This window comes from Microbulbifer maximicatervae (SeqCode), from assembly GCF_052467615.1.
The window spans coordinates 3,540,174-3,565,372 of record NZ_CP174319.1 but is presented as its reverse complement, the minus strand read 5'-3'; the positions used below and the strand labels follow the sequence as shown (position 1 = coordinate 3,565,372).

Below are 25,199 nucleotides of genomic sequence, written 5' to 3'. Positions count from 1 at the left end.
TATGCGCGCCGCAATGCGGCCAGTTTTTAGTTTGGAAAGAAGCGGAAATTTATGCTGTCAGCTTTACAGAAGTCTTATGAATACTTGGTGACCAAGCGGCCCGCTGCGGTGTTGGTGGTTATCGGCCTGTTAACCCTGCTGGCAGCCCTCGGATTGTCCCGCCTGAAGATCGACGCCTCTGCCGATTCCCTCACTCTGGAAGCTGATAAATCGCTGGATTATTTCCGCGAGATTTCCGAGCGCTATGCCAGTGGCGACTTCCTGGTTGTCACTTACCGCTCCAAGACTGGGGACCTGTTCAGTGATGAGTCCCTGGAAACCCTGGGCAAGTTGCGAGATGAATTGGCCAAGGTAGATGGTGTGTCCAGTGTGCAGAGCATTCTCGATGTCCCACTGCTGTACAGCCCCAAGCTGGTTCTCACCGATATCAGCGATGAGGTGCGCACGCTCGCCAGGCCCGATGTCGATCGGGATATGGCCCGGCAAGAGTTCCTCTCAAGCCCGATTTATCGGGAGTTGATCCTGAGCCCGGACGGGCAGACGACGGCCATACTGGCGAACCTGAAACTGGATAGCCGCGGTATCGAGATGGTGCGCGAGCGGGATGCTTTACGCAGCAAGCGCAATACAGAGGGACTGACTCCAGAAGAGGCCGTTCGCCTGGAGGAGATCAGCGCGGTCTATCTGGCCCACCGTACTGAGCAAGAAAAAATTGCCCACCAGCGCGTCGATACCGTGCGCGCAATTCTGGCTGGCTACAACGGCGAAGCGGAGCTGTTCCTCGGTGGTGTCACCATGATTACCGCCGATATGATTTCGTTTATTAAAAGCGACCTGCTGGTATTCGGTGTGGGGATCCTCGCTTTTATCGTGATTACCCTGTTGCTGATTTTCCGCCAGCCGCGCTGGGTGCTGTTGCCGCTGATGACTTGTGTTACCACTGCGGTAGTGATGCTGGGACTACTCGGCTGGCTGGATTGGCGACTGACAGTGATCTCGGCCAACTTTGTCGCACTGCTGTTAATTATTACCTTGGCAATTACCATCCACCTGGCGGTGCGCTACCGAGAATATATTGCCCAGAACCCAGATTGGGATCTTGAAAAGCTGGTATTGCAGACAGTGCGCTTTATGGCCAAGCCCTGCCTGTATACCGCACTGACCACCATCGTGGCTTTTGTGTCCCTGGTGGTGAGCGGCATTCGCCCGGTTATCGATTTTGGCTGGATGATGACAATGGGTGTGACCGTGGCTCTGTTGCTGTCGTTCCTGATTATTCCCAGTTTCCTGATGGTGCTGCCGAAGCGTGTGGGCAGTGTGAGTGCAGATAACTCCCACGCATTTACCCTGCAGTTTTCCCGCTTTGCCGAGCGCCACAAGTTTGTGGTGCTAGGTATTTCACTGCTGGCAGCCGTCGTGAGTGTGGTGGGCATATCCCAGCTGAAAGTGGAAAACCGCTTTATCGATTACTTCGATGATTCCACGGAAATTTATCAGGGCATGCTGGTGATTGACCGCCGCCTGGGCGGCACTGTGACCTTGGATATTATCCTGGATCAGCCCGAGGAGCAGGAGGCAGCTTTCGAGGGAGAAGAAGATCCCTTTGCGATGGAAGCAGAGGAAGATCCCTTCGCTGTAGATGAGGACCCCTTTGCCTCCGATGATCCATTTGGCGGTGAAGAGGAGTCAGTGGAGCAGAGCTACTGGTTTACGGTTGCCGGTTTGGCAAAGCTGGAGCAGCTGCATGATTACCTGGAGGAGCAGCCGGAGATAGGCAAGGTTCAATCTCTGGCGACCCTGTATAAAGTTGCCGTGGATCTGAATGGCGGTCCCCTCAATGACTTTGAGCTGGCGGTGGCCAATACCAGCCTGCCGGCCGAAATTCGCTCCGTTCTGGTAGACCCCTATTTATCTGTGGAGAACAACCAGGCTCGTATCACCCTGCGGGTGATGGAGACAGATCCCACCCTGCGTCGCGATGAGCTGATCCAGCGCATCTACAACTACGCTCACAATGAGATGGGTATTGCTCCAGAGAATGTCCATCAGACCGGCCTGTTGGTGCTGTACAACAATATGTTACAGAGCCTGTTTAAGTCCCAGATCCTGACCCTGGGTGCTGTTTTTGTCGGAATCCTGCTGATGTTCCTGGTGCTATTCCGCTCTCTGTGGATTGCTCTGATTGCACTGGTGCCAAATATGCTGGCGGCCTGTGTGGTACTCGGTGGTATGGGGCTTGCGGGCATTCCGCTGGATATGATGACCATCACTATCGCCGCGATTACCGTGGGTATCGGAGTGGACCATGCGATTCACTACCTGTATCGCTTCCGCGCTGAGTTTGCCAAAGATGGCAATTACCTGGCGACCATGCATCGCAGCCATGCGACGATTGGTCGTGCCATGTTCTACACTGCGATCACGATTATTGTCGGTTTCTCAATTTTGGCGCTGTCGAAGTTTGTTCCGTCGATCTATTTCGGTCTCCTCACCGCGCTGGCGATGTCCGCCGCACTGTTGGGTTCCCTGACACTTCTGCCCCTGTTGCTGGTGATGTTCAAGCCGCTCGGCCGTCAGAGGCAAGCTGATAAAGTTGAGCCCGAGGCACCGATGCAGGAGGCGCCCAGCGCCTGAATCGAAGGAATTTGAAATATAAAAAAAGCCGGGATAACCCCGGCTTTTTTTATGTCTGCTTAACAGTCGGGACTCAGTCCTGGCGGCTGGTAATTTCCAGCAAGTGGTAGCCAAACTGGGTTTTGACTGGGCCATGCACCTTGTGCAGCTCTTCGGAAAATACGACCTTGTCAAATTCGGGAACCATCATTCCCTTGCTGAAAGAGCCCAGGTCACCGCCGGAACGGCTAGAGGGGCACTGGGAGTACTGCTCGGCAATTTTACCGAAGTCAGCGCCGTTCTCGATTTGCTGTTTCAGGTCCTGGCACTGCTGTTCATTTTCAACCAGGATATGGCGAGCGGTTGCTGTAGGCATGAAAAATCTCCGTTTGGTCAATTTACCGCAGCAGCTTAAAGGCTGGGTGTTGGGCTTGCCAGCGACAATTACCGCAAAGTGGAAAAACTTGCTCGCAATCCAACCGGTTGGCGGTAAAAAGTCTCTTAACCTGCCGCAGAGTTCCCTAGGGCGATGTTATCTTTAGGGCACACAAAAAATAATGAGTGATGACTTTGCAACAGATACCCCTTTTTCCCCTGAGTGTCCCTCTATACCCCGGCGTGACTTTGCCCCTGCGGATTTTTGAGCAGCGCTATATTCACCTTGTCAGTGAGTCCATGAAAACCAATAGTGGCTTCGGCATTGTATTGATTCGCTCCGGGGGTGAAGTGGGGCGCGCTTCAGTATGGCCTCTCGGTGTTTATGTCGACATCGTGGATTGGGGACAGGGCGAGGGAGGGCTGCTAAACGTGGAGGTGAAAGGTCGGCGTCGCTTTCGCATTGTCCACACCCGTCGCGCAGAAGATGACCTGCTTCTGGGGGACGTGGAGTGGATACCAGATGAAGATGAAAAGCCGATTCCGGCGGATTGCGATGGTCTTCTGTCGGTGTTGGAGGAGTTGAAGGAGCGGGCACAGACGCTATCACTTAAATTTGAGCCGGTGGAGTCTGCGGACTCACTATCCTGGCAATTGGCTCAGCTTCTGCCATTGGAGGATAAGGTTCGCACCGACTTGCTAGCGGTAGAAGATCCTCTTATGCGGCTTGCAACTATTGCCGAGAACCTGGATCGTTGGACGCGGGAATAGCTAGATACAAAGCTGTGTGGCCCGGTAATCGGCACTTTCAACCGGGTCTCGCTGGGTTATACTGCGCGGCCGACCGGATTTTGCACGGAGAGCCAAGTGACCGCCACAGACACCGCTGATCAGCAATCCACTCGCGCCAAGCTCGAACAGATGGGGCGCGCTGCCCGTACCGCCGCCAAACAGATAGCTGCCGCGGATACCTCCACCAAGAATAATGCTCTCAAAGCCATCGCTGCCCAACTGGAGACACAGCGGGTGTCTCTACTGAAGGCTAATGCATTGGATATGAAGGCGGGTCGCGAGCGCGGCCTGGATGCGGCTCTTCTGGATCGCCTGGAGCTTAATGATGCCCGCATCGATGGCATGATCGAGGGCCTGGTACAGGTGGCAGAGCTGCCCGACCCGGTGGGAGAAGTTGAAGATTTACGCTACCGCCCCAGCGGCATTCAAGTGGGCAAAATGCGTGTGCCCCTAGGGGTGGTGGGCATTATTTATGAGTCCAGGCCCAATGTGACCATTGATGCAGCAAGCCTGTGTTTGAAATCCGGCAATGCCACAATTTTGCGTGGAGGCAGTGAAGCGCTGCACTCGAACAAGGCAATTGCCTCCTGCATTATCGCCGGCTTGCGAGAAGTGGGTTTGCCGGAAACGGCGGTGCAGGTTGTCGATACCACCGATCGAGCGGCGGTGGGTGCCCTGATCACCATGCCGGAGTATGTGGATGTAATTGTACCCAGGGGCGGAACCGGCCTGATTGAAAGGGTCAGTCGCGAAGCCCGAGTGCCGGTGATCAAACACCTACACGGTGTTTGTCATGTGTATATCGATGATCGGGCTGACCTGGACAAAGCTTTCGATATCGCCCTCAATGCCAAGACTCATCGCTATGGTGTTTGTAACGCCATGGAGACACTTTTAGTTGCCGAGATGGTTGCGGCGGATATACTGCCGCGCTTGGCTGGTGCCTACGAAGAAAAAGGGGTTGAATTGCGCGGTTGTGCCCGGACCCGTGAAATCATTCCTCACTGTGTAGCGGCGACAGAAGATGACTGGAGTGAGGAATACCTTGCCCCGGTTCTCGCTGTGCGTGTTGTTGCGGATATGGAAGCGGCTATGGACCATATTGCCTGTTACGGATCCGGCCACACCGAGGCAATTGTCACCCAGGATTACAGTCGCAGCCGCCGCTTTATGAGTGCTGTGGATGCCAGCTCAGTGATGATTAATGCCTCAACCCGCTTTGCTGACGGTTTCGAGTACGGCTTGGGGGCGGAAATTGGTATCAGTACTGATAAAATCCACGCCCGCGGCCCGGTTGGCCTGGAAGGGCTCACTTCGCAAAAATGGATTGTGTTCGGAGATGGCCATATCCGGCAATAAGCACTTTTCCCTTTGGGGTAGCGAGTGCGAGGGGTACGAGAAATAATTGTGGCGAGCAAAAGGCATACGTTGGCCCTGTTTGGCGGAACCTTTGATCCGATTCATCTCGGTCATTTGCGCATGGCGCTGGAGCTGCGCCAGGTGCTCGAATTTGATGAAATGCGCCTGCTACCCAGCCACCAGCCTGCCCACCGGCAGACGCCAGGTGTATCGTCCCGCCAGCGTAGCGAAATGCTGGCTCTGGCGCTGGAGGGGTGTGATGAGCTCACTCTGGATGAGCGAGAACTCCATCGTGGTGGAGCTACTTATACGGTAGATACCCTGGAGGAGCTGCGCAGTGAACTGGGAGGTGAAACCTCCATCAGTTTTTGCATGGGATTGGACTCCCTATTGAGTCTGCACCGCTGGCACCGCTGGGAGCGCCTCTTGGAGCTGGCACATCTGGTGGTGGTAACAAGGCCGGGCTGGCACCTGCCAGATCGCGATAGCGAAGAGCATGGCCCTCTGGCAGAACTGCTGGAGAATCATCGGGGCACGGCTGCAGACTTGCATACACGAGCATGTGGTTGCCTGCTGTTGCGGGAGCAGACCATGTTGCCAATTTCCGCGACGCAAATTCGCGAATTAATTAAAAGTGGCCAGTCGCCACGCTATTTACTGCCCGCAACTGTGTTGCAGTACATAGAAGATCATCGACTTTATATAGAGGTTGCGTCAGGCGACCCGCAATGAATCAAGGTGTTATGACAAATATTAAAGATATCGCTCTCAATGCGCTGGAAGATTTGAAAGGTAAGGATATTGTTTCCCTGGATGTTTCCGGGCTTTCAGATGTAATGGACAATCTGCTGATCTGTACTGGTACTTCCAGCCGCCAGGTTAAGTCCCTGGCAGAGAACGTTGTAGACGAGCTGAAAAAAGAAGGCATTCGCCCCATTGGTGTTGAAGGTGTCGAACAGGGTGAGTGGGTATTAGTCGACTACGGTGACTTGGTTGTTCACGTGATGCTCGCAGATGTTCGCGGTTTCTACGACCTGGAGAAACTCTGGTCTATGACTCCGAATACCCGTGACGATGCCGATGGCAGTGATCCGCACCAGGGTTAATTGCTGTGAAAATCCGCATTCTTGCCGCCGGTGGAAAAATGCCGGCTTGGGTGCAGGAGGGCTACGCTGAGTACGCTAAGCGCCTGCCCCGGGAAATTGCTCTGGAAATGGTGGAAATCCCACTCGGCCAACGAGGCCAAAAGAGCTCTGCAGCCCTGATTGAAAAAGCGCGAAAAAAAGAGGGCGAGGCGATGCTCGCCGCTTTGGGACCGCGGGACCACGTGGTAGCGCTCGATGTGAAAGGCAAGCCCTGGAGTACCGAGCAGTTGTCGGCGCAATTAAGTGATTGGCAAATGCTTGGGGAAAATATCAGCCTGTTAATTGGCGGGCCCGACGGTTTATCCGAAGACTGCCTCGCCCGTGCGCGCCAGCGCTGGTCTCTGTCCCCACTGACCTTGCCGCACCCGCTGGTGAGAGTGGTTCTGGCTGAACAAATTTATCGCGCCTGGACATTATTGGCCGGCCATCCCTACCACAAATAAAATATTTGCGATAAGTCGCGGAGAGATTTGCCGACTCGGTTCTCTCTCCTGACTCGCCCTGTGTTAATGTAGGGAATTAGATTTTTTGCACGCCAGTCAAAAACCATCGAATAAATTCTGATGCCGCACGATTACCATCTCAAGGACCCCCATACCGAGCAGCGATTGTTTCGCAATCGTATGTTGGTGGCGCTTGTGGGGGTTATCTTTTTACTGGGTGTTCTCGTAGCGCGTTTCTACAACCTCCAGGTGGTTAATTACGAAGACTACCGCACTCAATCTGATGAGAACCGTATCCAGGTGCGCCCGGTCGCGCCGACCCGCGGATTGATCTATGACCGCAACGGCATTTTGCTAGCCGATAACCGCGCCAGTTATAACTTGTCGATTGTTCGCGAGCGCGTTCGCGATATGGATGCCACGTTAGAGCTGATCGGTAACCTGGTGCGACTCGATGAAAATGATGTCACCAAATTCCAGAAACGCCTCAAGCGCCGGCGCCCCTATGAGCCAGTGCCTCTCCGATTTCGATTGAACGAAGATGAAATCGCACGGATCAGTGTTAATCAATTCCGTATGCCTGGGGTGTCAGTGGAGGCGGAGTTAGTGCGTTACTACTCCCTCGGGGATCTATTTGCCCACAGTGTGGGCTATGTGGGGCGAATCAGTGACCGCGACCTGAGTAACTTTACCGAGGATGATGTGCGCCGCTATCGCGGTACCCGCAGCATCGGTAAGGTCGGGTTGGAACGCTCCTACGAGGATCTCCTGCTCGGAGAGGTCGGTTATGAAAATGTCGAAATTAATGCTCGTGGCCGGGTTTTACGAGTACTGGAGCGCCGGGACCCCAAACCGGGCTCGGATCTGGTGCTCAACCTGGATGCTCAGCTGCAACAAGTCGCCTCTGATGCCCTGGGAGATCGCCGCGGTGCAGTAGTTGCGATCGATGTAAATAGCGGTGGTGTGTTGGCGTTTGTCAGCAAGCCGTCCTTCGACCCCAACTTGTTTGTGACCGGCATCAGCTTTGCCGACTATCGCGCCCTCAGCGATTCTCTCGATGTGCCCCTGTTTAATCGGGCGGTGCAGGGGCAGTATCCACCGGGCTCGACTCTAAAGCCGTTGATGGGGCTGGGTGGACTCCAGGCGGGCATTATTACCCGAGAGAGTACAGTCAAGGACCCCGGCTTTTACAAGCTGCCCAACGATCCGCGCATCTACCGCGACCACGTGCGCTGGGGGCACGGTGAGAAAGTGGATCTGATACAGGCCATGGCGCAGAGCTGTGACGTCTACTTTTGGGATATGGCGCACCGCTGGGATATCGATGATATGCACAGCATCGCCTCTCATTTTGGCTTGGGCAGCAAGACAGGGATTGATCTGCCCATGGAGCGCTCTGGACTATTTCCTTCCCGAGACTGGAAGCGCGGCGCCCGCGGAATGCCCTGGTTCCCCGGTGACAGTTTGAATGCGGTGCTGGGGCAGGGCTTTGTGTTGGCGACGCCACTGCAGCTTGCAGTAATGACTGCCACGATTGCCAATCGCGGTACCCACTACCGCCCGCAGATGGTCAAGTCGATCAACGGGGTGGAACAACCTCCCGAGATACTGCACAACCTCGAGGCCCGCCCTGATCACTGGGATTTGGTATTCGAGGGAATGGAGGCTGTAGTCAACCACCGTACCGGTACCGGGAAACGGGCAGGTAAAGATCTGGACTTCCGCGTGGCGGGTAAGTCCGGTACCGCTCAGGTGGTCGGTATTGCCCAGGGGGAGCGCTATGACTCAGAGGCCCTGCAAGAGCGCCACCGAGACCACGCCCTGTTTGTGGCCTTCGCGCCTGTGGATAACCCCCGTATCGCTGTTTCGGTATTAGTCGAAAATGGTGAGGGCGGCGGCAAGGTCGCTGCTCCGGTGGCAAGAGAGCTATTTGCGGAGTGGATGTCACGCCCGCAGTTGGAACCGCAGAAGACGGCGGATACCACTTATTTGAGCGAGGGGGCTGGCAATGGCTAGTCGCGATTTCTCCCACCGTTTGTCAGATGCCCACGGCAGTCTGCGCAAGCCGGTCAGTCTCTCACGCCGCCTGCATATTGATATACCGCTACTGGTACTGTTGTTGGTGTTGGCCGCTGTAGGACTTGGAGTGCTGTACAGCGCTTCTGGCGGTGATATGAACTATGTGCGGCGCCAGTCAATTTTTATGTGCGTGGCCTTTGTGGGCATGTTTATCGTTGCGCAAATCCCCCTGGATTTTTATCGGCGCTGGTCCCCCTGGGCCTATTTGGCCGGTTGTGCGCTATTGGTTGGGGTATTGTTCTTTGGCACCAAGGCGATGGGGGCACAGCGCTGGCTGGAGATAGGCGGGTTTCGCTTCCAGCCATCGGAAGTGATGAAGCTCGGTGTCCCCATGGCAGTGGCAGCTTACCTGCATCAACGCCGTTTGCCGCCATCACTGACCACAGTGATTGGAGCTTTGGCAATTGTGGCGATTCCCGCAGCTCTTATCGTACGGCAACCGGATTTGGGGACTTCGATCCTGATTGCGGCGTCCGGTCTTTTTGCCCTGTATCTAGCGGGGTTGAGTTGGAAGATGATCAGTGCCGCGGCAATGGCGCTGTTGGTTGCTGCCTATCCAATTTGGCACTGGGGGCTCCACGATTACCAGCGGCAGCGAATTTTGACCCTGCTCAACCCAGATGATGACCGTTTTGGTGCTGGTTGGAATATATTTAACTCCAAAGCGGCTATCGGCTCCGGTGGTGTTTACGGCAAAGGCTACCTGCAGGGAACCCAGTCACAGCTCGATTTCCTGCCGGAGAGCCATACCGATTTTATTATCGCGGTACTGTCGGAGGAGTGGGGCATGCGCGGCGCCCTGTTGCTGCTTTTGCTATATGTACTGATTATCGCCCGTGGCATTTACATCAGCTTTATGGCCCAGCACGTATTTGGCCGATTGTTGGCGGGGAGTATTACCCTCACTTTTTTTGTCTATGTATTTGTAAACATTGGTATGGTTACAGGATTGTTGCCGGTAGTTGGGGTGCCTTTGCCTGTGATTAGTTACGGCGGGACATCCTTGATTACATTGATGGCCGGATTTGGCTTGTTGATGGCTGTTGGCACTGAGCGGCGCAGAGTTCACTTTTGAGGAACACTGCATAGGGACAATAACCGGATTTAGAGACGCGAGATGAAGACAGGAGCGGTCGTTTTGAAGTGGACCTCGGGATTATTAATCGGGATGGGACTGGCCCTCGCCGCCTGTGCGCAGGAACCGGGTCACGGAAATAATAAACAAGCGCAAGAATTCGTAGATTATATGGTGGAAGAGCACGATTTTAATCGCGAAGAAATGCAGACTCTGATGCGTGAGGCCAAGCGCAAAGATTCCATCCTAAAGGCGATCAAACGGCCAGCTGAGAAAGCCAAGCCCTGGCACGAATATCGCAAAATGTTTCTCACCCCGCAGAGCATTGCCGGTGGGGTAGACTTTTGGGATCAAAATGCCGAGGCCCTGGCTGAGGCTGAAAAGAAATACGGTGTACCGGCAGAGATGATTGTTGCCATCATCGGAATTGAAACCCGATACGGCGGTAATATGGGCGGCTACCGGGTTTTGGATGCACTTTCCACGCTGGCATTTAACTACCCCCGTCGCTCTGCGTTTTTTACCAAAGAGTTAGAAAACTACCTTCTGCTGACTCGTGAGCAGGATATGGACCCCTTGGCTCTCAAGGGCTCTTATGCTGGGGCTATGGGCTACGGCCAATTCATGCCTTCAAGCTACCGCTCTTATGCGGTGGACTTCAGCGACGATGGCAAGGCGGATATATGGAACAACCCTACCGATGCGATCGGCAGTGTGGCTAACTATTTCGTTAAACATGGATGGAAGCCCGGTGAACCGGTCGCGGTACTGGCCAGCCCCCGCCCGAATGCGGACATGACAATCGTCAACGATACTCTGCAGCCGCAGTGGACCGTTGGAGAATTGGCGGACAAAGGCTTTAACGCTACTAGCCAGGTGGCTCCGGAAATGCCGGCCAACGTATTCTCCCTGCAAACTGAGCAGGGAAAACAGTATTGGCTCGGTTTGAATAATTTCGCGACTATCACCCGCTATAACCGCAGTCGCCTTTACGCTATGGCCGTCAATGATCTGGCCCAAGAGATTGTTAAAGCGAGAGGCGGCAAGTCTTAAGGCGGCTTCAGTCCCGCAGCTAAATTTAACCCAAATGGAGGGAACCATTTGGGTTTTTAGTGTTCATATTTTTCTATTTTATTTAGCAGTTCCAGATAATAGCGGCTTGGAGACGGCAGCAATAAGTTGTCGCGCGCCGGGGGGATTATGTTTCAGTGCAAAGCGCGTTGGGGAGTGGCCCTGGCGGTCCTGATATTAGCGGCCTGTAGTGGCCCGCAGCCAAAACCACAGAAAACCGAAAACACCAAGCAACCGGACTTTAATAGCATCAAGGATAGTGGCCCTGCTGCTCCGGTAAATATGCAAGCAGCCCCTGAGCCGATCCCTGTCCGCGAGCCGATCGGCGACGCCGGCAATAAATCCCCTTATAAGGTCAACGGTGTCACGTATCGTGTACGCAATGACGTCAAGGGCTATAAAGAGGTGGGGCAGGCTTCCTGGTATGGAACAAAATTCCACGGCCGACGCACTGCAAATGGCGAGGTCTACAATATGTATGCCATGTCTGCTGCCCATAAAACGCTACCACTGCCCAGCTATGCCAAGGTCACCAATCTCGACAATGGCCGCAGTATTATCGTGCGGGTAAACGATCGGGGGCCCTTTGTGCACGGGCGCATCATCGACCTCAGTTATACTGCTGCGCAAAAGCTTGGATACATTGATAAAGGCATTGCTCGGGTTGAGGTAGAGGCTCTGGACCCGGCCGCGTTGCCGGCGGCCAATGAAGTGCTGGCCAATAGTGATGGCACCGCTGGTTTGGCGGAAGATACGACTATCAAGTTGCCCGACAATACCTATCTGCAAGTTGGTGCTTATAGCAGTTCCGCGCAGGCCCAGGAAATTCGCACCCAATTGGCAGCGGCCATTGACTATCCTGTTGCTGTTAGTTCTGTTCAGAGTGGCGGCAAGACTTATTATCGAGTTCGAATTGGTCCACTCACCCAGCAGAGAGCTTTGGCAACAGCGCGGGAAACTGTTGAGCAGAAGCAATTTGGACAGCCACAAGTAGTTTACGAATAGTGTTGTGGGCTTTTGGGTATCAATAGGTAAGGGTGATATCTGCCTTAAATGATTGTGACTGATGCTATCGGCGGCAGTCATTTGAATACCCGTTCACAAAATAGTGCGCATTGACGCGTTTTTTCTTGTATTTTGTATTTTTGTAATGATAGGCGGCGTTTGGTGACAAGCTCTAGTGCCGCTGATTAACCTTGTAGATTTCGTTGCAGGTTAAGCCAACGAAAACGAGGAATGACGAGACATATACCTATGATCACACGGATTATCGCCTGTTCTTTCCTGTTGTTATGTGCGGGCCTGGCCCAGGCGCAATCTCTTATCCCTGCACCGCCTCAATTGGCGGCGAAGTCTTACCTGCTCTTAGATGCCAATACCGGTCAGGTCCTGGTTGAGCACGAGGCGGATACTCCGGTACCGCCGGCAAGCCTAACCAAGATGATGACGGCCTATATCGTTTCTGAGGAGATCCTTAAGGGGAGCATCAAAGAAAACGATATGGTTCGTATCTCTGAAAAGGCCTGGCGCAAGGGTGGCTCCAAGATGTTTGTTAAAGTGGGTGACCAGGTGCCGGTTATCGACTTGATGCGCGGTGTGATTATTCAATCCGGTAACGATGCGAGTATTGCCCTGGCAGAACACGTCTCGGGTAGTGAAGAGGTCTTTGCCGAAGTTATGAACCAGCAGGCAGAGCTGCTGGGCATGGAAGATACTAACTTCGTCAACGCCACTGGCTGGCCTGCAGAGGGGCACGTAACGACTGCCCATGACCTGGGTGTACTGGCGCGTGCGCTGATAATGGACCACCCAGAGCATTACGATATTTATTCCGAGAAGTATTTCAGCTACTCCGGCATTAACCAGCCCAACCGCAACCGTTTGCTGTGGCGCGATTCCTCTGTAGATGGAATTAAGACCGGCCATACGGAAGAAGCAGGGTACTGCCTGGTAGCTTCTGCAATGAAGCGCGGCATGCGCCTGGTTGCTATTGTTGTCGGCACCGACAGTGATGAGAAGCGCGCCTCTGAAACCCAAAAACTGCTCGCCTACGGCTTCCGCTACTACCAAACCCATAAGGTCTATGGTCAGGGTGAAGAGTTGCAGACGGAGCGTGTCTGGGGCGGTAAAGAGCCCAGCGTGGGTATTGCCGTAGCTAAAGATGTATTCGTTACCATCCCCCGAGGCGGTGAGGAAGGCATTAAGGCCGACCTGATTGTGGATGGTGAGCTGGAAGCGCCTGTGCAGAAGGGCCAGCCAGTGGGTAAAGTTGTCGTGACCCTGGATGGTGAGACTGTCGCCGATGTTAAAGCAGTTGCTGCCGAAGATGTGGAGCGTGCCGGTTTCTTCAAGCGCATGTGGGACTCCATCAAGCGCTTTGTAATGGGCTTTTTTAGCTAATTGCTGATTTAGGGATGGGAATGATTCCCATCCCTGTCCATCCCTCCCCACTCTCTGTCCACTTCCCCTTTTGCTCACTGTCCACTGCTGTTTAGCCGCTGTATAATCGCCGCCCGGCTGTGCCTAAGCTTTTCTCAATATCTAACAGCCCGGCCCCGGAGAGTGGTATGAGTCAAGATCCCAATCAAAAAGCCCCGAAAATTGAATTTCCCTGCGAAGACTACATGGTCAAGGTCGTGCGTGATGCCAATGATGAGGCGCACGAATTTGTACTGGATGTGATGCGTCGCCATGCCCCCGGCCTGGATGAAGAGCGCGTTACCTTGCGTGACAGTAGTACTGGTAAATTCACCTCAATGACTTTCTTTATCCTTGCCACTGGTGAGGAGCAGCTCAAAGCATTATTTGAAGAACTGAAACAGCACCCCGCTGTACATATGGTGCTCTGATGACCATTGTTCGCGATCTTGCGCGGCGAGATTATAAGAGTGTCTGGCAGGCCATGTCGCGCTATACCGATAGTCGCGATGGCGAAAGTGTCGACGAGATCTGGTGTGTAGAGCACGAGCCGGTTTTCACCCAGGGGCAGGCAGGCAAAGCCGAGCACCTGCTGAATACCGGTGATATACCCGTGGTTCAGGTGGATCGTGGGGGACAGGTGACTTATCACGGCCCCGGCCAGTTGGTGGTGTACCCTTTGTTGGACCTACGCAGAGCAAAAATCGGCGTGCGTGATCTGGTCACTGCCCTGGAGACTGCCACGGTGGCAATGCTGGAAACTTTTGGTGTTGCAGCGGCACCCAGGGCCGATGCGCCTGGGGTCTACCTCACTGAAGGCCCACGTGCGGGAAGTAAGATTGCCTCTATCGGATTGCGAGTTCGGCGAGGGTGCAGTTTCCACGGTATCGCCATCAATATCGATATGGATCTGGCTCCATTCCTGCGGATCAACCCCTGTGGCTATGCGGGGATGCAGATGGTGCAGATGGCAGAAATATTGGAACCAACCCCGAGCTGGAGCCAGGTCGCCGAGATTTTTGTGCGCGAGCTGCTCCACACTCTTCAGTTGCCCTACGCCCAGTGGCAACCCATTGATGAAAAAGTATTTGCGCAGCTGAGCGCAGAACAGCAGGAATTAAGTAATGGCTGATAAACCCGACCTGGTGCCCGTTAAGCGCACTCGCCGCCTCCAGCAGGGGGAGAAACTTCGCGATGGCGATAAGGTAGAGCGTATCCCGGTGAAGGTAATTGCCAGCGATAACCTGCTGCGTAAGCCTGACTGGATTCGCGTAAAGGTTCCCGCTTCAAAAGAAGTGGATCGCATCAAAAGTATTCTCCGCTCACAAAAACTGTCAACGGTTTGTGAAGAGGCGAGCTGCCCTAATTTGGGAGAGTGCTTTAGTGGCGGTACCGCGACATTTATGATCATGGGTGAAATCTGTACCCGTCGCTGTCCTTTCTGCGACGTGGGCCACGGTAAGCCCAATCCACTGGACCCGGAAGAGCCTAAGAACCTGGCGGATGCCATTGCTGCAATGAGTTTGCGCTATGTGGTAATCACCTCTGTTGACCGGGATGACTTGCGCGATGGTGGCGCCGAGCATTTTGCCAATTGTATTCGTGAATCGAGAGCGCAATCCCCGAACCTGCAAGTGGAAATTCTCACTCCGGATTTCCGCGGCCGTATGGATGTAGCGCTGGACATTCTGGAGAAAGAAGCTCCGGATGTGTTTAACCACAACTTGGAAACTGTGCCACGCCTGTATAAAGAGTCTCGCCCCGGTGCCAATTACAAGTGGTCTTTAAAGCTGCTGCAGGAATACAAAAAGCGCCGCCCTGACGTACTGACCAAGTCCGGGTTGATGGTTGGCCTGGGTGAGGAGAAAGAGGAAATTTTCCAGGTAATGGACGATATGCGCGAACATGATATCGATATGCTTACGATCGGCCAGTATCTGCAACCGAGTAAAGAACACTTGCCGGTACAACGCTACGTCCATCCGGATGAGTTTGAAGAGTATCGCCGCTACGCCGAGCAAATCGGCTTTAAGCACGCGGCCTGTGGTCCCTTGGTACGTTCTTCTTACCATGCTGATAAGCAGGCTCACGGAGAAAAGGTAGGTTAATACAATTTGTAGGAGAGGGGGGTGTTTTTCACATCCCTCTCCCCATTTCTCCCTCCTCAATCTCGCTTTTAACGCCCAGTTAAACACATCTATTTTTAAACAAAACTGACAATGCTTTCGCTGTTGCGAGCTCTGAAAGTATATTCTTGATTGAGAAATTAAAGTTATTTTCTCTGAAGTATTGAGGCGGCTATTTTCAATATTTAAGAGCTGTTAATGCTCTTAATTAAATTAAGGTTAATGTATTAATTGCCTTAAATAGATTTTAAGTCTCCGTGGATTTTTGTCGTTTTTTTGTTTACCTGAGTGCTTGCACTTACTAAAAGAAAGCTTTTGTAGTTTTCGGGCTTTTAAGTTGGGTGTTGCTATTTGTTTTTGCTTGTTGTCTCAGGTTGTTTTTCTGTAAGCCTGATATCAAATTAGAAATTAGTGCGGATTAAATTTTTAAGAAATCAAAAGTCATTTCGAATTACATTCATGTGATACTGTGTACCACAATGCACTAGTTTTTAGTTCTATTAGTAAGTAGCGTCCTGATAAAAGGGATACTTTTGTTAGACCTGATGTCCCAATTCAGCAGCAAAGAGCCTGCTCCTTTGTGACCAGCCATTCGCATTTTATGGTTGATAACAATAATTGCACTAATAGCTGATCTTCAGTAACTTAAGGTAAAACAATAACTGTCAGAGATTCTGCCTTTTTAGGTGTTTCATCTGCCATATTCATTCGGCGGATCTAGCCAAGCCGGGTAAAAGTCGTTATTTAGTGGCTTTACTGCTTAGTTATCTTGGTAACTCCGCTCAGGGTGTGCTGCATATTGGTGCAATCTGCCCGGACAAATGATACTGCTCATAATTAAAAAAAACACAATAATCAGAGAGGACTAGCGATGACCCCGGAAGAAAAGTACGAGAAGGTGAAGGGCCTGCAACCTTTAGAGCTTCTTTATCAGAGGGAGGCGCAGCAGGCTGATACGGTCTTTCTTCGCCAAATGCAGCAGCGGCAATGGAGAGACTATACCTGGGGTGAGGTAATGGATCGGGCTCGCAGGATTGCTGGCTACCTGCGCGCTCAGTACGAGCCCGGTGATCGCATCGCTATTCACGGCAAAAATTGTGCGGACTGGATTATTGTGGATGTGGGTATCATGCTGGCGGGAATGATCAGCGTGCCGCTTTACCCAGGTCAATCTGTCTCCTCGATGACTTATGTTTTACAGCACTCTGAATCGAAGATGCTTTTCTGTGGGGCCACCGACAATAATGCGGCTCTACAGGAAGTTGCTGACATGCTGCCCTCGGTCGCTATCCAGCGCTGTGAGATCCGTTGTGACCAGGATCTGGAAACCCTAATCAAAGAGAGTGAGCGCTTTGAGGAGAAGCCGACTTTTGATCTGGATGATATCTTTACGATCATGTACACCTCTGGAACTACAGGTAATCCAAAAGGGGTTATGCATAGCTGGTCTTCGGTGGTTTTTGTCTCCCCAAATATGATTCGCGGTTATGGAATGGATGAGAATGACCGTGTTCTTTCCTATTTGCCCTTAGCCCATGCTGCAGAGCGGATATTGGTTGAATTCCATTGTTTGTATTCTGGTACCCCAATTCATTTCCCCGAGTCTCTGGATACTTTCCTGGAAGATTTAAAGCGTACGCGCCCGACGATGTTCTTCTCGGTTCCTCGTCTTTGGACCAAGTTTAAAGAGGGAATTGATGAAAAAATCCCGCCGTCACTGCAAGAAGTACTGCTACGTATTCCTGGAATCAATACCTGGTTGAGAAAGAAAGTTCGCAATGGTCTGGGGTTGGATGATGCAGAAATATTGGTTAGCGGCGCATCCCCTATTTCCATTGAACTACTGCGGTGGTACCACCGCATGGGAATGAAGGTGGCCGATGGCTACGGTATGACCGAGAATTTTATTTATGGTTGCTTTGCTCCGCCGGGGGAAGATCCTGTGCCGGGGACGGTTGGTAAGCCTTATCACGGCTGTGAAGTTAAGATTTCTGAGGAAGGGGAGATACTCTTTAAGAGCGGTTCCTTGATGAAGGGATACTATCTTGAACCGGAAAAAACTGCGGAGGTAATACGGGACGGTTATTACCACACGGGTGATTCTGGATTTATTGATAAGGACGGTCTGGTACATATCACTGGGCGTATTTCAGAAACCTTCAAAACCAGTAAAGGCAAGTTTATTCAGCCCAGCCGACTCGAAGGATTTTTTGGTAATGAGACAATGCTGGCCCAGCTCTGTGTTCTGGGGCACGGTATGGATCAGCCGGTAATGCTGGTGACTATCTCCGAGTCCGCTGAGAAATTACCACGGGGAGAAGTTAATGAGCATTTGCAGAAGCTACTGACTTCGGTAAATGATAAGTTACCGCAACATGAGCGGATTAAGACCATCTTTATTACCAAGGAAGAGTGGACTCCCCTCAATGAATTCCTAACGCCGACACTAAAGATTAAGCGAAAGGTACTTGAAGCTCATTATCAGCCTTTATTTAAACAACACGTGGATACCAAGGGGATTGTATGGGAGCCTCGCACTGCGGTGAGTGAGGGCTCAAAAGAGGCTTCACTTGAACCTGTGAGTTAATCGCCCCCGATTAATAGAAAAGCCCGGTGAGTATTGATCCGGGCTTTTTTATTGGGTTGTTGGTTGCCTAGTCAGTGAGTGTAGCTCTGACAGTGCTGGGATTTTCCTGTCAGCCCAATTTGAATACTTTCTGCTGAGCACTCGAAGTCATCATTAAATTTACAGTCTTCCATTTTGCAGGCACCAACGCCGGCGGTACGGGAGCTGCTTGTATGACGGGAGTTGGTGAAGAAAGTATCACAGTCGGGATCGGCACCGTCACCAATGGTAATTGCTCTGGCGTGGCAAGCATCATTGGCGTTATAAGCACACTGGCTGGCGGCACATCGACTGACTTCTGGCATATCGGTTGCGATAATCATGGCAGTCCTCTCCTTAATAGTAAGTTGGAGACTAGACCAGCATGGTTGCATGTCAATGAAAAACCACAGGGTCTGTGTGGTATTTTTATTATAAGGTGCAGCGACGTTGTATATCAGAATAATTTTATTAAGAAATAGTTTTTATTCTAGTTTGTTATTTCAGCTGCGTCTTTGTGCCAGGCCATTAAAATCAGTTTCTCAGTCTCGCCTGGCAATACAATTTGCTTCTCATGGGCTAGGCCGAGTTTTTTCAGTAATCGTATAGAGGGTTTATTTTTTGGTTGTACAATCGCAAGGATTCGCGTTATTCCCAGTGTATCCTTGGCGTACGTCATTACAGCTTTGGCAGCTTCTAAAGCAAATCCCTGGCCACGATAATCGGGTAAAAAGGCAAAGCCAATATCGGCTCCATTGAGCCCCTCTCGCTTAACCAGTCCGCAGATGCCTATTGCAGTGCCATTGTTCAAGGACACTTTGTACATACCAAAGCCGTGCTCACGATACATGGCAATGGGACCATTTAGGATATAGTTGCGAGCCTCACTTTTTGTGCGAACCCCGCGATCGCCAATATTCTTTAGAAAATCGGCATCATTGAGTAGTGCCAGCATTAAACCGTTATCCCTGTCTTCATTAAGCTCTTGAATAACCAGGTTGTCAGTTTCCAATCGGAGCATTTGGACGGACCCTGTTTTTTCAGTTTCACTGATGAGGGAAGGCTCTGAGGCGAGAAGAATCGTAGTTAAATAAAAGGGGAGGCTGTGCCCCCTGGTAGGGGGGCACAGTTACCACTTAGAAGCGGTAAGTTAAATTGACGGAAGCAGATTCAGTCGTTGGGCGGGAAGCGACAGTTGCGCTGACTGCGATAGCGTCAGCTGCTTGCCAGCGAATACCGGCAATCATACCCATACCACCGTTGAAGATACCTTCGTCGACACTGGCATAGCTAGGCATGGCATTCATATTGCCTTCCATGGATTTTACACCCACTTCAATAGTGTCTTCTTCAGTACCGTTGGTGTCTTCATACCAAATTTCTGCATAGGCATTAATGGTATCCCAGCTTTTATTGGCGAAAGCACCAAAACGCATATTTCTCAGGCGGCGCTCTTGATCACCGTAGTGCATACCCAGCGGGTCGAGCTCATTGCCACTCAGGTCGGTATAGGTAAAGCCTTCGATGGCATCTTCGGTGTAGCCATCTACATCCGTAGTTACCTTGGTGAAGCTTACAAATGGACCGAACTGGAAGGTTTCGCTGTTGAGCAGGTTGGCACCGGCAGTGATACCCAAGGACAAGTTCTCGCCAGAGGTATTCCCGGTCAGGTTACCGTTATAAGTGTCGCCCAGAGAGACAGAACGGCTGACGTCATCGTAATCTACATCGGTCAGGGTCGCGTTACTTTCGACAAAGAAAATGTCGTAGTGCATGCGGCCAAAAACGCTGTAGTTGGTTGAGGTGGAATCAATAGCAAGCTGTGAATTATCCACATCAATATTGGAGCGGCTTACTGCAAAACCGATTTCCGCATTGTCGCGCACGGCGAAAGTCATGCCGAGAATATTGGAGTAGCCATCTCCCCTGACATTGGCGGTGTAATCTGTATCGTAGTCGACGTTACCCAGGGAGCTACCGGCGAAAACGCCAGTCTGAGCGGAGCGGTAACGAACACTGGCCAGGCTCTCGTCAAGGCTGTTGGTGTGGGTGCGAGTAGCCTGGATTGCGATATCTGGCAGCTGACCGGCAACCTGAGCAGCATTCACGATTGCGGTGTAGTAGTCACCGAGGATTTCCTGACCAATTTGAGTGGGGTGAACACTGTCGTTGAAGATCAGCTTGTCTGCATCGGGGTCGGTGCCGTTAATGCCATAAACGGAATGCTCAATACAGTCGTTGCCACTGCCGTCGTAACAAAACAGTTGGTTCTCTGAGGAGGATAAACCAAAGATGGTCGGGTTATTGAGGGCGACTTTCAGGATACCTGCCTGGTCAACCATCAGAACGCCGTCGATATCCTTGGCCTTAGCTAACAGTGCTGAGTTGAAGGTTTCAGAAGTGCTACTTGCTTCGAAAAGTATCTCTTCGAAGGCGGTGGCCAGCTGGGCATCAGCATCTTCCTGGCTCACTAGTCCAGCATCAACTGCAGCTTGCAGAGCCTCTGCATTGTCGCTGGAGTAAACGGCTTCATATGCAGCAGCGTAAACGCCAGGAGTTTTGCTGACATCCGGTACATTGGATACGAGGATGTAATTGGCACCTGCATCGGATAGAGCGCCAGCTGCGCTTGCCAGCATTGTTGATGCAACGTCCAGATCCGCAGTGACTTCTTCGATGGTTGAGGTGCCAGCGACGACATCTTCGAAACCGCTGAGTAAGTCGTTACCACCGCCGTTTACCCAATAGAGAGCGTTGTGATCAGCACTTCCCAGAGTACTTTCCAGGTAGCCCATTCCCAGTGGGTGTGGGTTACCGGAAGTTCCAGTAGTGGCTATAAGATCAGCAAAGGTGCCCTCAATGGCGTCGCCCATAGCAGAAGCTTGGGTCATCAGGTCAGCATAAGTTGCGGTATCACCTTCTGCCAGGGCAGCTTCGGCTTGGGCTACTAATTGGGCTGCAGTGGCCTGTTGTACCAGCAATTGGGTCAGGAGTTCGGAGTCCGGGTAGCTGGGAGTTAAGCCTTCGTCACCAGTGGTTGGCATCAGGGCGCTTAACAGGTTATGACGGCTCGGGTCAGCCTCCAGGCCATATGCCTGCAGGTAGGCTGCATAGTTGTCGGGACCGATGATATTCATCAGAACATCAGCTGCTTTGTGCCCGCCTACGGCCCAGCCTGTACCGGCATTGCTCAAGCCAGCAGCAATCTGAGCAGTAACGGAAGCTTCAAGTTCCTCTGCACTCAGTGAGGGGTCTACGGTGGGTAGGCAAAAGGAAGATTCCATACCTGCACAAGACGGAGTTACGGCACCCAGGCCCAGATTCTGGGATAAAAGACTAATGGCTACTTCGCGATCGTCGCCCCCATTAGTGAATACATCGTAGTTGCCGACATCGGTTAGGCTGTCACCGAAGGCGATAACCTGGGAAAAGGCTGCCTCTTTGGCAAAAGCCGCAGAGCTTGTCATTGTTGCGAGTGCTATGGCCGCTGCGAGGCTACGCTTGGCGTTATGCATGGTTTTCTCCTTGTCGCGGTAATCTCACACCCGCGGAGACATCGGGAGCAGTCCAGAGGAAACTACAGGGCGCGAGTCTTTATTGTTCTTTGCTCCAGTACTTCTAGGAAGCCGGGCAATCTTAGCGGATTTGACTATGACTTGAAAATAAGTCACAAATCATTCCGCAAATCCTGGTTGGCCTTTAAGGCCCCTTAAATAGCTTTTATTCGGCTGGCGCAATATTACTTAATGAGGGTTTCCCGGTAAATGAGGTTTACCCCTAGATACGCTCATTTTATAGGAAGCATTTTTTTATAATTTGATTTCTGTCAATGGCGAATTGTATCTGTGTTGTGGGGCTGGTTAATAGCTGCACTATTTGGGCAGAATGGTCATTAGATTTTGTATTTTTAGTAAAATGATGTAACTCGGGCATTGGGTGTTTATGGTTTATGGAAAAGGGAAGGTGTCTGTCCCTCAAGAAGAAATCGAAATGAGTGCGATACGCGCACAAGGCGCCGGTGGCCAAAATGTAAATAAAGTTTCCAGTGCAATTCATCTGCGGTTTGATATTCGGGCTTCTTCACTTCCACAGTTGATTAAGGATGGTCTTTTAAAGTTAAAAGATCGTCGAATCTCCTCTGATGGCGTGGTGGTTATCAAGGCTCAGAGGTTCCGAACCCAGGAGAAAAACCGCCTGGATGCCCTGGAGCGACTGCAGGAACTGGTGGATAAAGCTGCATTTAAGCCAAAATTCCGCGTGGCCACAAAACCCAGTCGTGGTGCCAAGGAGCGTCGCCTGCAAGCAAAAAGTCGTCGCTCTCAGGTGAAGTCAATGCGGGGTAGGATAAAAGACCAGCACTGATCCAATTGCCCGAAATATAGAGAATAATTTTTCTTGAAACTGTCTTTTTACTTGGTTCTTTGGTGCAAATTTCCTGGTGGTCTATAAGTCGAATAGGGGGCAACCGCTGCAAGCCTGCCTTTTGTAGGAGGCCTACTTTTTCCATTTATCATATGGTGCCAGTTTGGTAGTGATGGAGACCGGGATTAGAAATGGTTGATTCACGACAATAGATAGAGACAGGAATTAACCTCTGCAGATTAGGGCCCGCAGAGGTAATCTTGGCTCTTATGGGATTTTAGAGCAGAGTTACAGGTAGGGGGAACGGGCCAATACTTCCTGATACTCGGCTTCTCGTTGCATTAGTTCGAACTGCAAGCCAGTAATTTCCATCCCCAGTTCTGAATGCCTGACCTTTAGGCGAGCAATATCAGCGAGCAAGGTCACCCGCTCAGAGTTGTCGACTGTCTCATCTACCAATAAAGCACCGATCTCTGTCATATCATCGAGAATATGCTCTCTTGCCAGTTCCAGGTCATGAATTGCCGATACCAGTTCCTCGACAGCAGATTTGGCAAGAAAAATATTCTGGCCTGAATTGTATCCCCGCAAGAATAACCCTTCGAGGTCTGCGGGGCAGACCCCGTTATAGCTGTTGCCAGAGCGCCCCTGATCAAAGCCGCGCAGCTCGGTGCAAAAAAGCTCCAGCCCTTCAGTTCGCCCATTGCGATAAGCCATTGTATTGACTGACACACCGTACTTTGCACAAGCCTCACGACGCCCCCCTAAATAAGAAATGTCTCGACCTGCTGCACCGTCTTCATACCCGATTGCCTGCCAGTCTGCGACATAGCATTCATCTTCGCTCATGGTGGCACATCCCGAGATCAATGAAACTAAAAGAAAGAGGAGTGCAATTTGAGAGGGAAATTTCACAGCGGTTATCCGTGTCGGTGATTTCACCAAAGCTTACTGTGAATTTCCTGACTGGAAGCTGAACTTTCTGTATTGCGTGAAATTATTCCATCGGATCTTTTTAAGAGAAGGTGGAGCAAGTAGTTAGCTACCGACGACTAGTCTGATGAAGTTAGCGGATCAGTAATTGGAAGGCTTACTCGATGGGTGATTTCGTTGGGATGACAGCTCTTGAGCTGTTGCATGGATACAGGAAGAAGTCTTTCTCACCGGTTGAGGTTACCGAGGAGTTACTCAACCAAATTGAGCGACTTAATAGGCATGTTAAGGCTTTTTGTTTGATTGACAGAAAGACAAGCCTCGCCTATGCGCGGGAAGCTGAACACCGCTATATGTCTGGCAATGTGCGGGGATTACTTGATGGGGTGCCAGTGGCAATAAAGGATGTCTTCTATACACCGATGTGGCCAACGGTTTTCGGCTCCCAAATAATTGATCCAGAGACGACGCTGGGATGTGCGGCCCCTTGCATTGCGGCATTACAGCGCAACGGGTACACGCCAATAGGGAAAACCACGACACCGGAGTTTGGTTGGAAGGCGGTGACGGATAACGCCATAGACGGTATTACGAGAAACCCCTGGGATAGGGATAAGACATCGGGTGGTTCGAGTGGCGGGGCTGCGGTTGCAGTATCACTGGGATTGAGCCCTCTGGCTGTGGGGGCTGATGGTGGTGGATCTATCCGGATTCCGGCCAGCTTTTGCGGCACAATTGGGTTCAAACCGAGTTTTGGACAGGTTCCCCATTGGCCATTAGGTACCTTCTCCTCCCTGGTGCATGTGGGGCCCTTAGCATCGACGGTGGAAGACTGTGCACTGATGATGAATGTAATCAGTGAACCGGATCATCGGGATATCCGCGCAATACCTCGCCGGAACATTGATTTCCTTGCAGCTACAGAGGGAAGGTTGATTGAAAGAACAGGAAAGTTGCGTATTGCTTACAGCCCCAGTCTTGGTTACGTAGCACCTGATCCCATGGTGGTGAGCAACGTTTCTGCTAGTGTAATGCACTTCCAGGAATTGGGTGCTGAAGTTGTAGAGGTTGACCCGGGTATTGATGATGCTAGTGCAGCTTTTGGCTGTCTATTTTGTGCGGGAATAGCGAGTATCTTTAGGGCGATGGATAGTACCAGGCGCCAACTGGTGGAGCCCCAATTGTTAGAGGTCGCAGAACAAGCGGACAAATTATCCTTACCTGATTATCTCGACGCGCTGAAGTGGCGAGATAACTTTGTCGAGCGATTACAGGAATTTTTTCTGAAATATGATCTGTTAGTGACCCCAACTTTACCTATTACCGCATTTAGTGCTGGGGTCAATGTGCCGGATAGTAATTCAGGCTCTCTATGGTATTCCTGGACACCTTATACCTACCCCTTCAATTTATCAGGCCATCCGGCAATATCAATCAATTGCGGTTTTTCAGCGAGTGGTCTGCCAGTAGGTCTGCAAATAGTAGGCAGAAAATATGCTGATGAGACCGTTTTATGTGCAGCCGCTGCTTTACAAAACCAGCAGGGGTTAAAAAGGAGGCTTCCTGGTTGGGTAGATTCTGTGTGAGTTGCAATCTTAAAATTCTTCTTGTAGATCTAATTAAAATAAAGGGCTGAAAAACCCTTTAGTTCAGAAATTATTCCTAGTTCTATTTGCTATTAATAGTGTTTTTATATTCTATGTTTTTTGTGTATTTGTGATCCACTTAAAGTTTATTGCGGCTCTTACGCTGAAAGATGCCAAATTGTTTTAGTATTTATTTGAATGTGCTAGCTTTTCCTTG

General features: G+C 51.5%; 22 protein-coding genes. 17 read left to right on the top strand and 5 right to left on the bottom strand.

Features of this window, described 5'->3' with window-relative positions:
* Positions 1-51: 51 nt before the first annotated feature.
* Positions 52-2,634: an efflux RND transporter permease subunit gene (locus ACJJIM_RS15790; RefSeq protein ID WP_444911419.1), complete on the top strand. Its 2,583-nt coding sequence runs from the start codon at positions 52-54 to the stop codon at positions 2,632-2,634.
* A gap of 73 nt (positions 2,635-2,707) precedes the next feature.
* Here the strand turns inward: ACJJIM_RS15790 and ACJJIM_RS15785 are convergent, their stop codons facing one another.
* A complete protein-coding gene (locus ACJJIM_RS15785) occupies positions 2,708-2,989 on the bottom strand; it encodes a peptidylprolyl isomerase (RefSeq protein WP_282931463.1) in 282 nt (93 codons plus the stop codon).
* A 194-nt stretch (positions 2,990-3,183) separates the two neighbouring features.
* Between ACJJIM_RS15785 and ACJJIM_RS15780 the strand changes: the two genes are divergently transcribed.
* The 14 genes from ACJJIM_RS15780 (at position 3,184) to ACJJIM_RS15715 (ending at position 18,083) form a co-directional block, all read left to right on the top strand.
* Positions 3,184-3,759, top strand: coding sequence for an LON peptidase substrate-binding domain-containing protein (locus ACJJIM_RS15780; RefSeq protein ID WP_444911418.1), 576 nt, complete (start codon positions 3,184-3,186; stop codon positions 3,757-3,759).
* A 96-nt stretch (positions 3,760-3,855) separates the two neighbouring features.
* Entirely contained in the window at positions 3,856-5,139 is a 1,284-nt protein-coding gene (locus ACJJIM_RS15775) for a glutamate-5-semialdehyde dehydrogenase (RefSeq protein ID WP_444911417.1), read from the top strand.
* A 48-nt stretch (positions 5,140-5,187) separates the two neighbouring features.
* Positions 5,188-5,871, top strand: coding sequence for a nicotinate-nucleotide adenylyltransferase (gene nadD / locus ACJJIM_RS15770; RefSeq protein ID WP_444911416.1), 684 nt, complete (start codon positions 5,188-5,190; stop codon positions 5,869-5,871).
* Positions 5,868-6,245, top strand: coding sequence for a ribosome silencing factor (rsfS, locus tag ACJJIM_RS15765; protein ID WP_238152049.1), 378 nt, complete (start codon positions 5,868-5,870; stop codon positions 6,243-6,245). The genes nadD and rsfS overlap by 4 nt, the downstream gene beginning before the upstream one ends.
* Before the next feature lie 5 nt (positions 6,246-6,250).
* On the top strand, positions 6,251-6,727 hold the full coding sequence (gene rlmH / locus ACJJIM_RS15760) for a 23S rRNA (pseudouridine(1915)-N(3))-methyltransferase RlmH (protein ID WP_444896240.1): 477 nt from the start codon (positions 6,251-6,253) through the stop codon (positions 6,725-6,727).
* Positions 6,728-6,847: 120 nt separating this feature from the next.
* On the top strand, positions 6,848-8,743 hold the full coding sequence (gene mrdA, locus ACJJIM_RS15755) for a penicillin-binding protein 2 (RefSeq protein WP_413663144.1): 1,896 nt from the start codon (positions 6,848-6,850) through the stop codon (positions 8,741-8,743).
* The gene (gene rodA / locus ACJJIM_RS15750; RefSeq protein WP_413663143.1) at positions 8,736-9,881 is read left to right on the top strand and encodes a rod shape-determining protein RodA; all 1,146 of its coding nucleotides are present in this window, start codon (positions 8,736-8,738) and stop codon (positions 9,879-9,881) included. The genes mrdA and rodA overlap by 8 nt, the downstream gene beginning before the upstream one ends.
* A gap of 42 nt (positions 9,882-9,923) precedes the next feature.
* Entirely contained in the window at positions 9,924-10,934 is a 1,011-nt protein-coding gene (gene mltB, locus ACJJIM_RS15745; protein ID WP_413663142.1) for a lytic murein transglycosylase B, read from the top strand.
* 147 nt (positions 10,935-11,081) lie between these two features.
* Positions 11,082-11,957, top strand: coding sequence for a septal ring lytic transglycosylase RlpA family protein (locus ACJJIM_RS15740; protein ID WP_282931471.1), 876 nt, complete (start codon positions 11,082-11,084; stop codon positions 11,955-11,957).
* A 249-nt stretch (positions 11,958-12,206) separates the two neighbouring features.
* The gene (locus ACJJIM_RS15735) at positions 12,207-13,352 is read left to right on the top strand and encodes a D-alanyl-D-alanine carboxypeptidase family protein (protein ID WP_282931472.1); all 1,146 of its coding nucleotides are present in this window, start codon (positions 12,207-12,209) and stop codon (positions 13,350-13,352) included.
* A 167-nt stretch (positions 13,353-13,519) separates the two neighbouring features.
* Entirely contained in the window at positions 13,520-13,801 is a 282-nt protein-coding gene (locus ACJJIM_RS15730; protein ID WP_282931473.1) for an HP0495 family protein, read from the top strand.
* Complete coding sequence (gene lipB / locus ACJJIM_RS15725; protein WP_444911415.1) at positions 13,801-14,502, top strand: lipoyl(octanoyl) transferase LipB; 702 nt, start codon at positions 13,801-13,803, stop codon at positions 14,500-14,502. Before ACJJIM_RS15730 ends, lipB begins: the two co-directional genes overlap by 1 nt.
* Positions 14,495-15,478 (top strand): lipoyl synthase, encoded by a 984-nt coding sequence (gene lipA / locus ACJJIM_RS15720; protein ID WP_108734311.1) that lies wholly within the window; start codon positions 14,495-14,497, stop codon positions 15,476-15,478. The genes lipB and lipA overlap by 8 nt, the downstream gene beginning before the upstream one ends.
* A gap of 889 nt (positions 15,479-16,367) precedes the next feature.
* Positions 16,368-18,083, top strand: coding sequence for an AMP-binding protein (locus ACJJIM_RS15715; RefSeq protein ID WP_444911414.1), 1,716 nt, complete (start codon positions 16,368-16,370; stop codon positions 18,081-18,083).
* A 71-nt stretch (positions 18,084-18,154) separates the two neighbouring features.
* Here ACJJIM_RS15715 and ACJJIM_RS15710 read toward each other — a convergent pair whose 3' ends face one another.
* The 3 genes from ACJJIM_RS15710 to ACJJIM_RS15700 all read right to left on the bottom strand — a co-directional run bounded on the left by ACJJIM_RS15710 (position 18,155) and on the right by ACJJIM_RS15700 (position 21,616).
* The gene (locus ACJJIM_RS15710; protein WP_413663139.1) at positions 18,155-18,445 is read right to left on the bottom strand and encodes a DUF1540 domain-containing protein; all 291 of its coding nucleotides are present in this window, start codon (positions 18,443-18,445) and stop codon (positions 18,155-18,157) included.
* 146 nt (positions 18,446-18,591) lie between these two features.
* Positions 18,592-19,122 carry a GNAT family N-acetyltransferase gene (locus ACJJIM_RS15705; RefSeq protein WP_444911413.1) on the bottom strand — a complete coding sequence of 177 codons (531 nt, stop codon included), beginning with the start codon at positions 19,120-19,122 and terminating at the stop codon, positions 18,592-18,594.
* A gap of 115 nt (positions 19,123-19,237) precedes the next feature.
* Positions 19,238-21,616, bottom strand: a complete 2,379-nt coding sequence (locus tag ACJJIM_RS15700) for an autotransporter domain-containing protein (RefSeq protein ID WP_413663137.1) — start codon at positions 21,614-21,616, stop codon at positions 19,238-19,240.
* 427 nt (positions 21,617-22,043) lie between these two features.
* Here ACJJIM_RS15700 and arfB point away from each other — a divergent pair, with 427 nt between their 5' ends.
* On the top strand, positions 22,044-22,463 hold the full coding sequence (gene arfB, locus ACJJIM_RS15695; protein ID WP_413663136.1) for an alternative ribosome rescue aminoacyl-tRNA hydrolase ArfB: 420 nt from the start codon (positions 22,044-22,046) through the stop codon (positions 22,461-22,463).
* Positions 22,464-22,751: 288 nt separating this feature from the next.
* Here arfB and ACJJIM_RS15690 read toward each other — a convergent pair whose 3' ends face one another.
* Positions 22,752-23,312: a DUF2799 domain-containing protein gene (locus ACJJIM_RS15690; protein WP_413663135.1), complete on the bottom strand. Its 561-nt coding sequence runs from the start codon at positions 23,310-23,312 to the stop codon at positions 22,752-22,754.
* Positions 23,313-23,560: 248 nt separating this feature from the next.
* On the opposite strand from ACJJIM_RS15690, the gene ACJJIM_RS15685 reads away from it, so the two are divergent.
* Positions 23,561-24,982 carry an amidase gene (locus ACJJIM_RS15685; RefSeq protein ID WP_413663134.1) on the top strand — a complete coding sequence of 474 codons (1,422 nt, stop codon included), beginning with the start codon at positions 23,561-23,563 and terminating at the stop codon, positions 24,980-24,982.
* The last annotated feature ends 217 nt before the right edge of the window (positions 24,983-25,199 follow it).

Excerpts from the sequence above, each read along its gene's own strand:
- ACJJIM_RS15790 (WP_444911419.1), top strand. The coding sequence starts at position 52 with ATGCTGTCAGCTTTACAGAAGTCTTATGAATACTTGGTGACCAAGCGG.
- ACJJIM_RS15785 (WP_282931463.1), bottom strand. The coding sequence starts at position 2,989 with ATGCCTACAGCAACCGCTCGCCATATCCTGGTTGAAAATGAACAGCAG.
- rsfS (WP_238152049.1), top strand. The coding sequence starts at position 5,868 with ATGAATCAAGGTGTTATGACAAATATTAAAGATATCGCTCTCAATGCG.
- mrdA (WP_413663144.1), top strand. The coding sequence starts at position 6,848 with ATGCCGCACGATTACCATCTCAAGGACCCCCATACCGAGCAGCGATTG.
- rodA (WP_413663143.1), top strand. The coding sequence starts at position 8,736 with ATGGCTAGTCGCGATTTCTCCCACCGTTTGTCAGATGCCCACGGCAGT.
- mltB (WP_413663142.1), top strand. The coding sequence starts at position 9,924 with ATGAAGACAGGAGCGGTCGTTTTGAAGTGGACCTCGGGATTATTAATC.
- ACJJIM_RS15740 (WP_282931471.1), top strand. The coding sequence starts at position 11,082 with ATGTTTCAGTGCAAAGCGCGTTGGGGAGTGGCCCTGGCGGTCCTGATA.
- ACJJIM_RS15735 (WP_282931472.1), top strand. The coding sequence starts at position 12,207 with ATGATCACACGGATTATCGCCTGTTCTTTCCTGTTGTTATGTGCGGGC.
- ACJJIM_RS15730 (WP_282931473.1), top strand. The coding sequence starts at position 13,520 with ATGAGTCAAGATCCCAATCAAAAAGCCCCGAAAATTGAATTTCCCTGC.
- lipB (WP_444911415.1), top strand. The coding sequence starts at position 13,801 with ATGACCATTGTTCGCGATCTTGCGCGGCGAGATTATAAGAGTGTCTGG.
- lipA (WP_108734311.1), top strand. The coding sequence starts at position 14,495 with ATGGCTGATAAACCCGACCTGGTGCCCGTTAAGCGCACTCGCCGCCTC.
- ACJJIM_RS15715 (WP_444911414.1), top strand. The coding sequence starts at position 16,368 with ATGACCCCGGAAGAAAAGTACGAGAAGGTGAAGGGCCTGCAACCTTTA.
- ACJJIM_RS15710 (WP_413663139.1), bottom strand. The coding sequence starts at position 18,445 with ATGATTATCGCAACCGATATGCCAGAAGTCAGTCGATGTGCCGCCAGC.
- ACJJIM_RS15705 (WP_444911413.1), bottom strand. The coding sequence starts at position 19,122 with ATGCTCCGATTGGAAACTGACAACCTGGTTATTCAAGAGCTTAATGAA.
- ACJJIM_RS15700 (WP_413663137.1), bottom strand. The coding sequence starts at position 21,616 with ATGCATAACGCCAAGCGTAGCCTCGCAGCGGCCATAGCACTCGCAACA.
- arfB (WP_413663136.1), top strand. The coding sequence starts at position 22,044 with ATGGTTTATGGAAAAGGGAAGGTGTCTGTCCCTCAAGAAGAAATCGAA.
- ACJJIM_RS15690 (WP_413663135.1), bottom strand. The coding sequence starts at position 23,312 with ATGAGCGAAGATGAATGCTATGTCGCAGACTGGCAGGCAATCGGGTAT.
- ACJJIM_RS15685 (WP_413663134.1), top strand. The coding sequence starts at position 23,561 with ATGGGTGATTTCGTTGGGATGACAGCTCTTGAGCTGTTGCATGGATAC.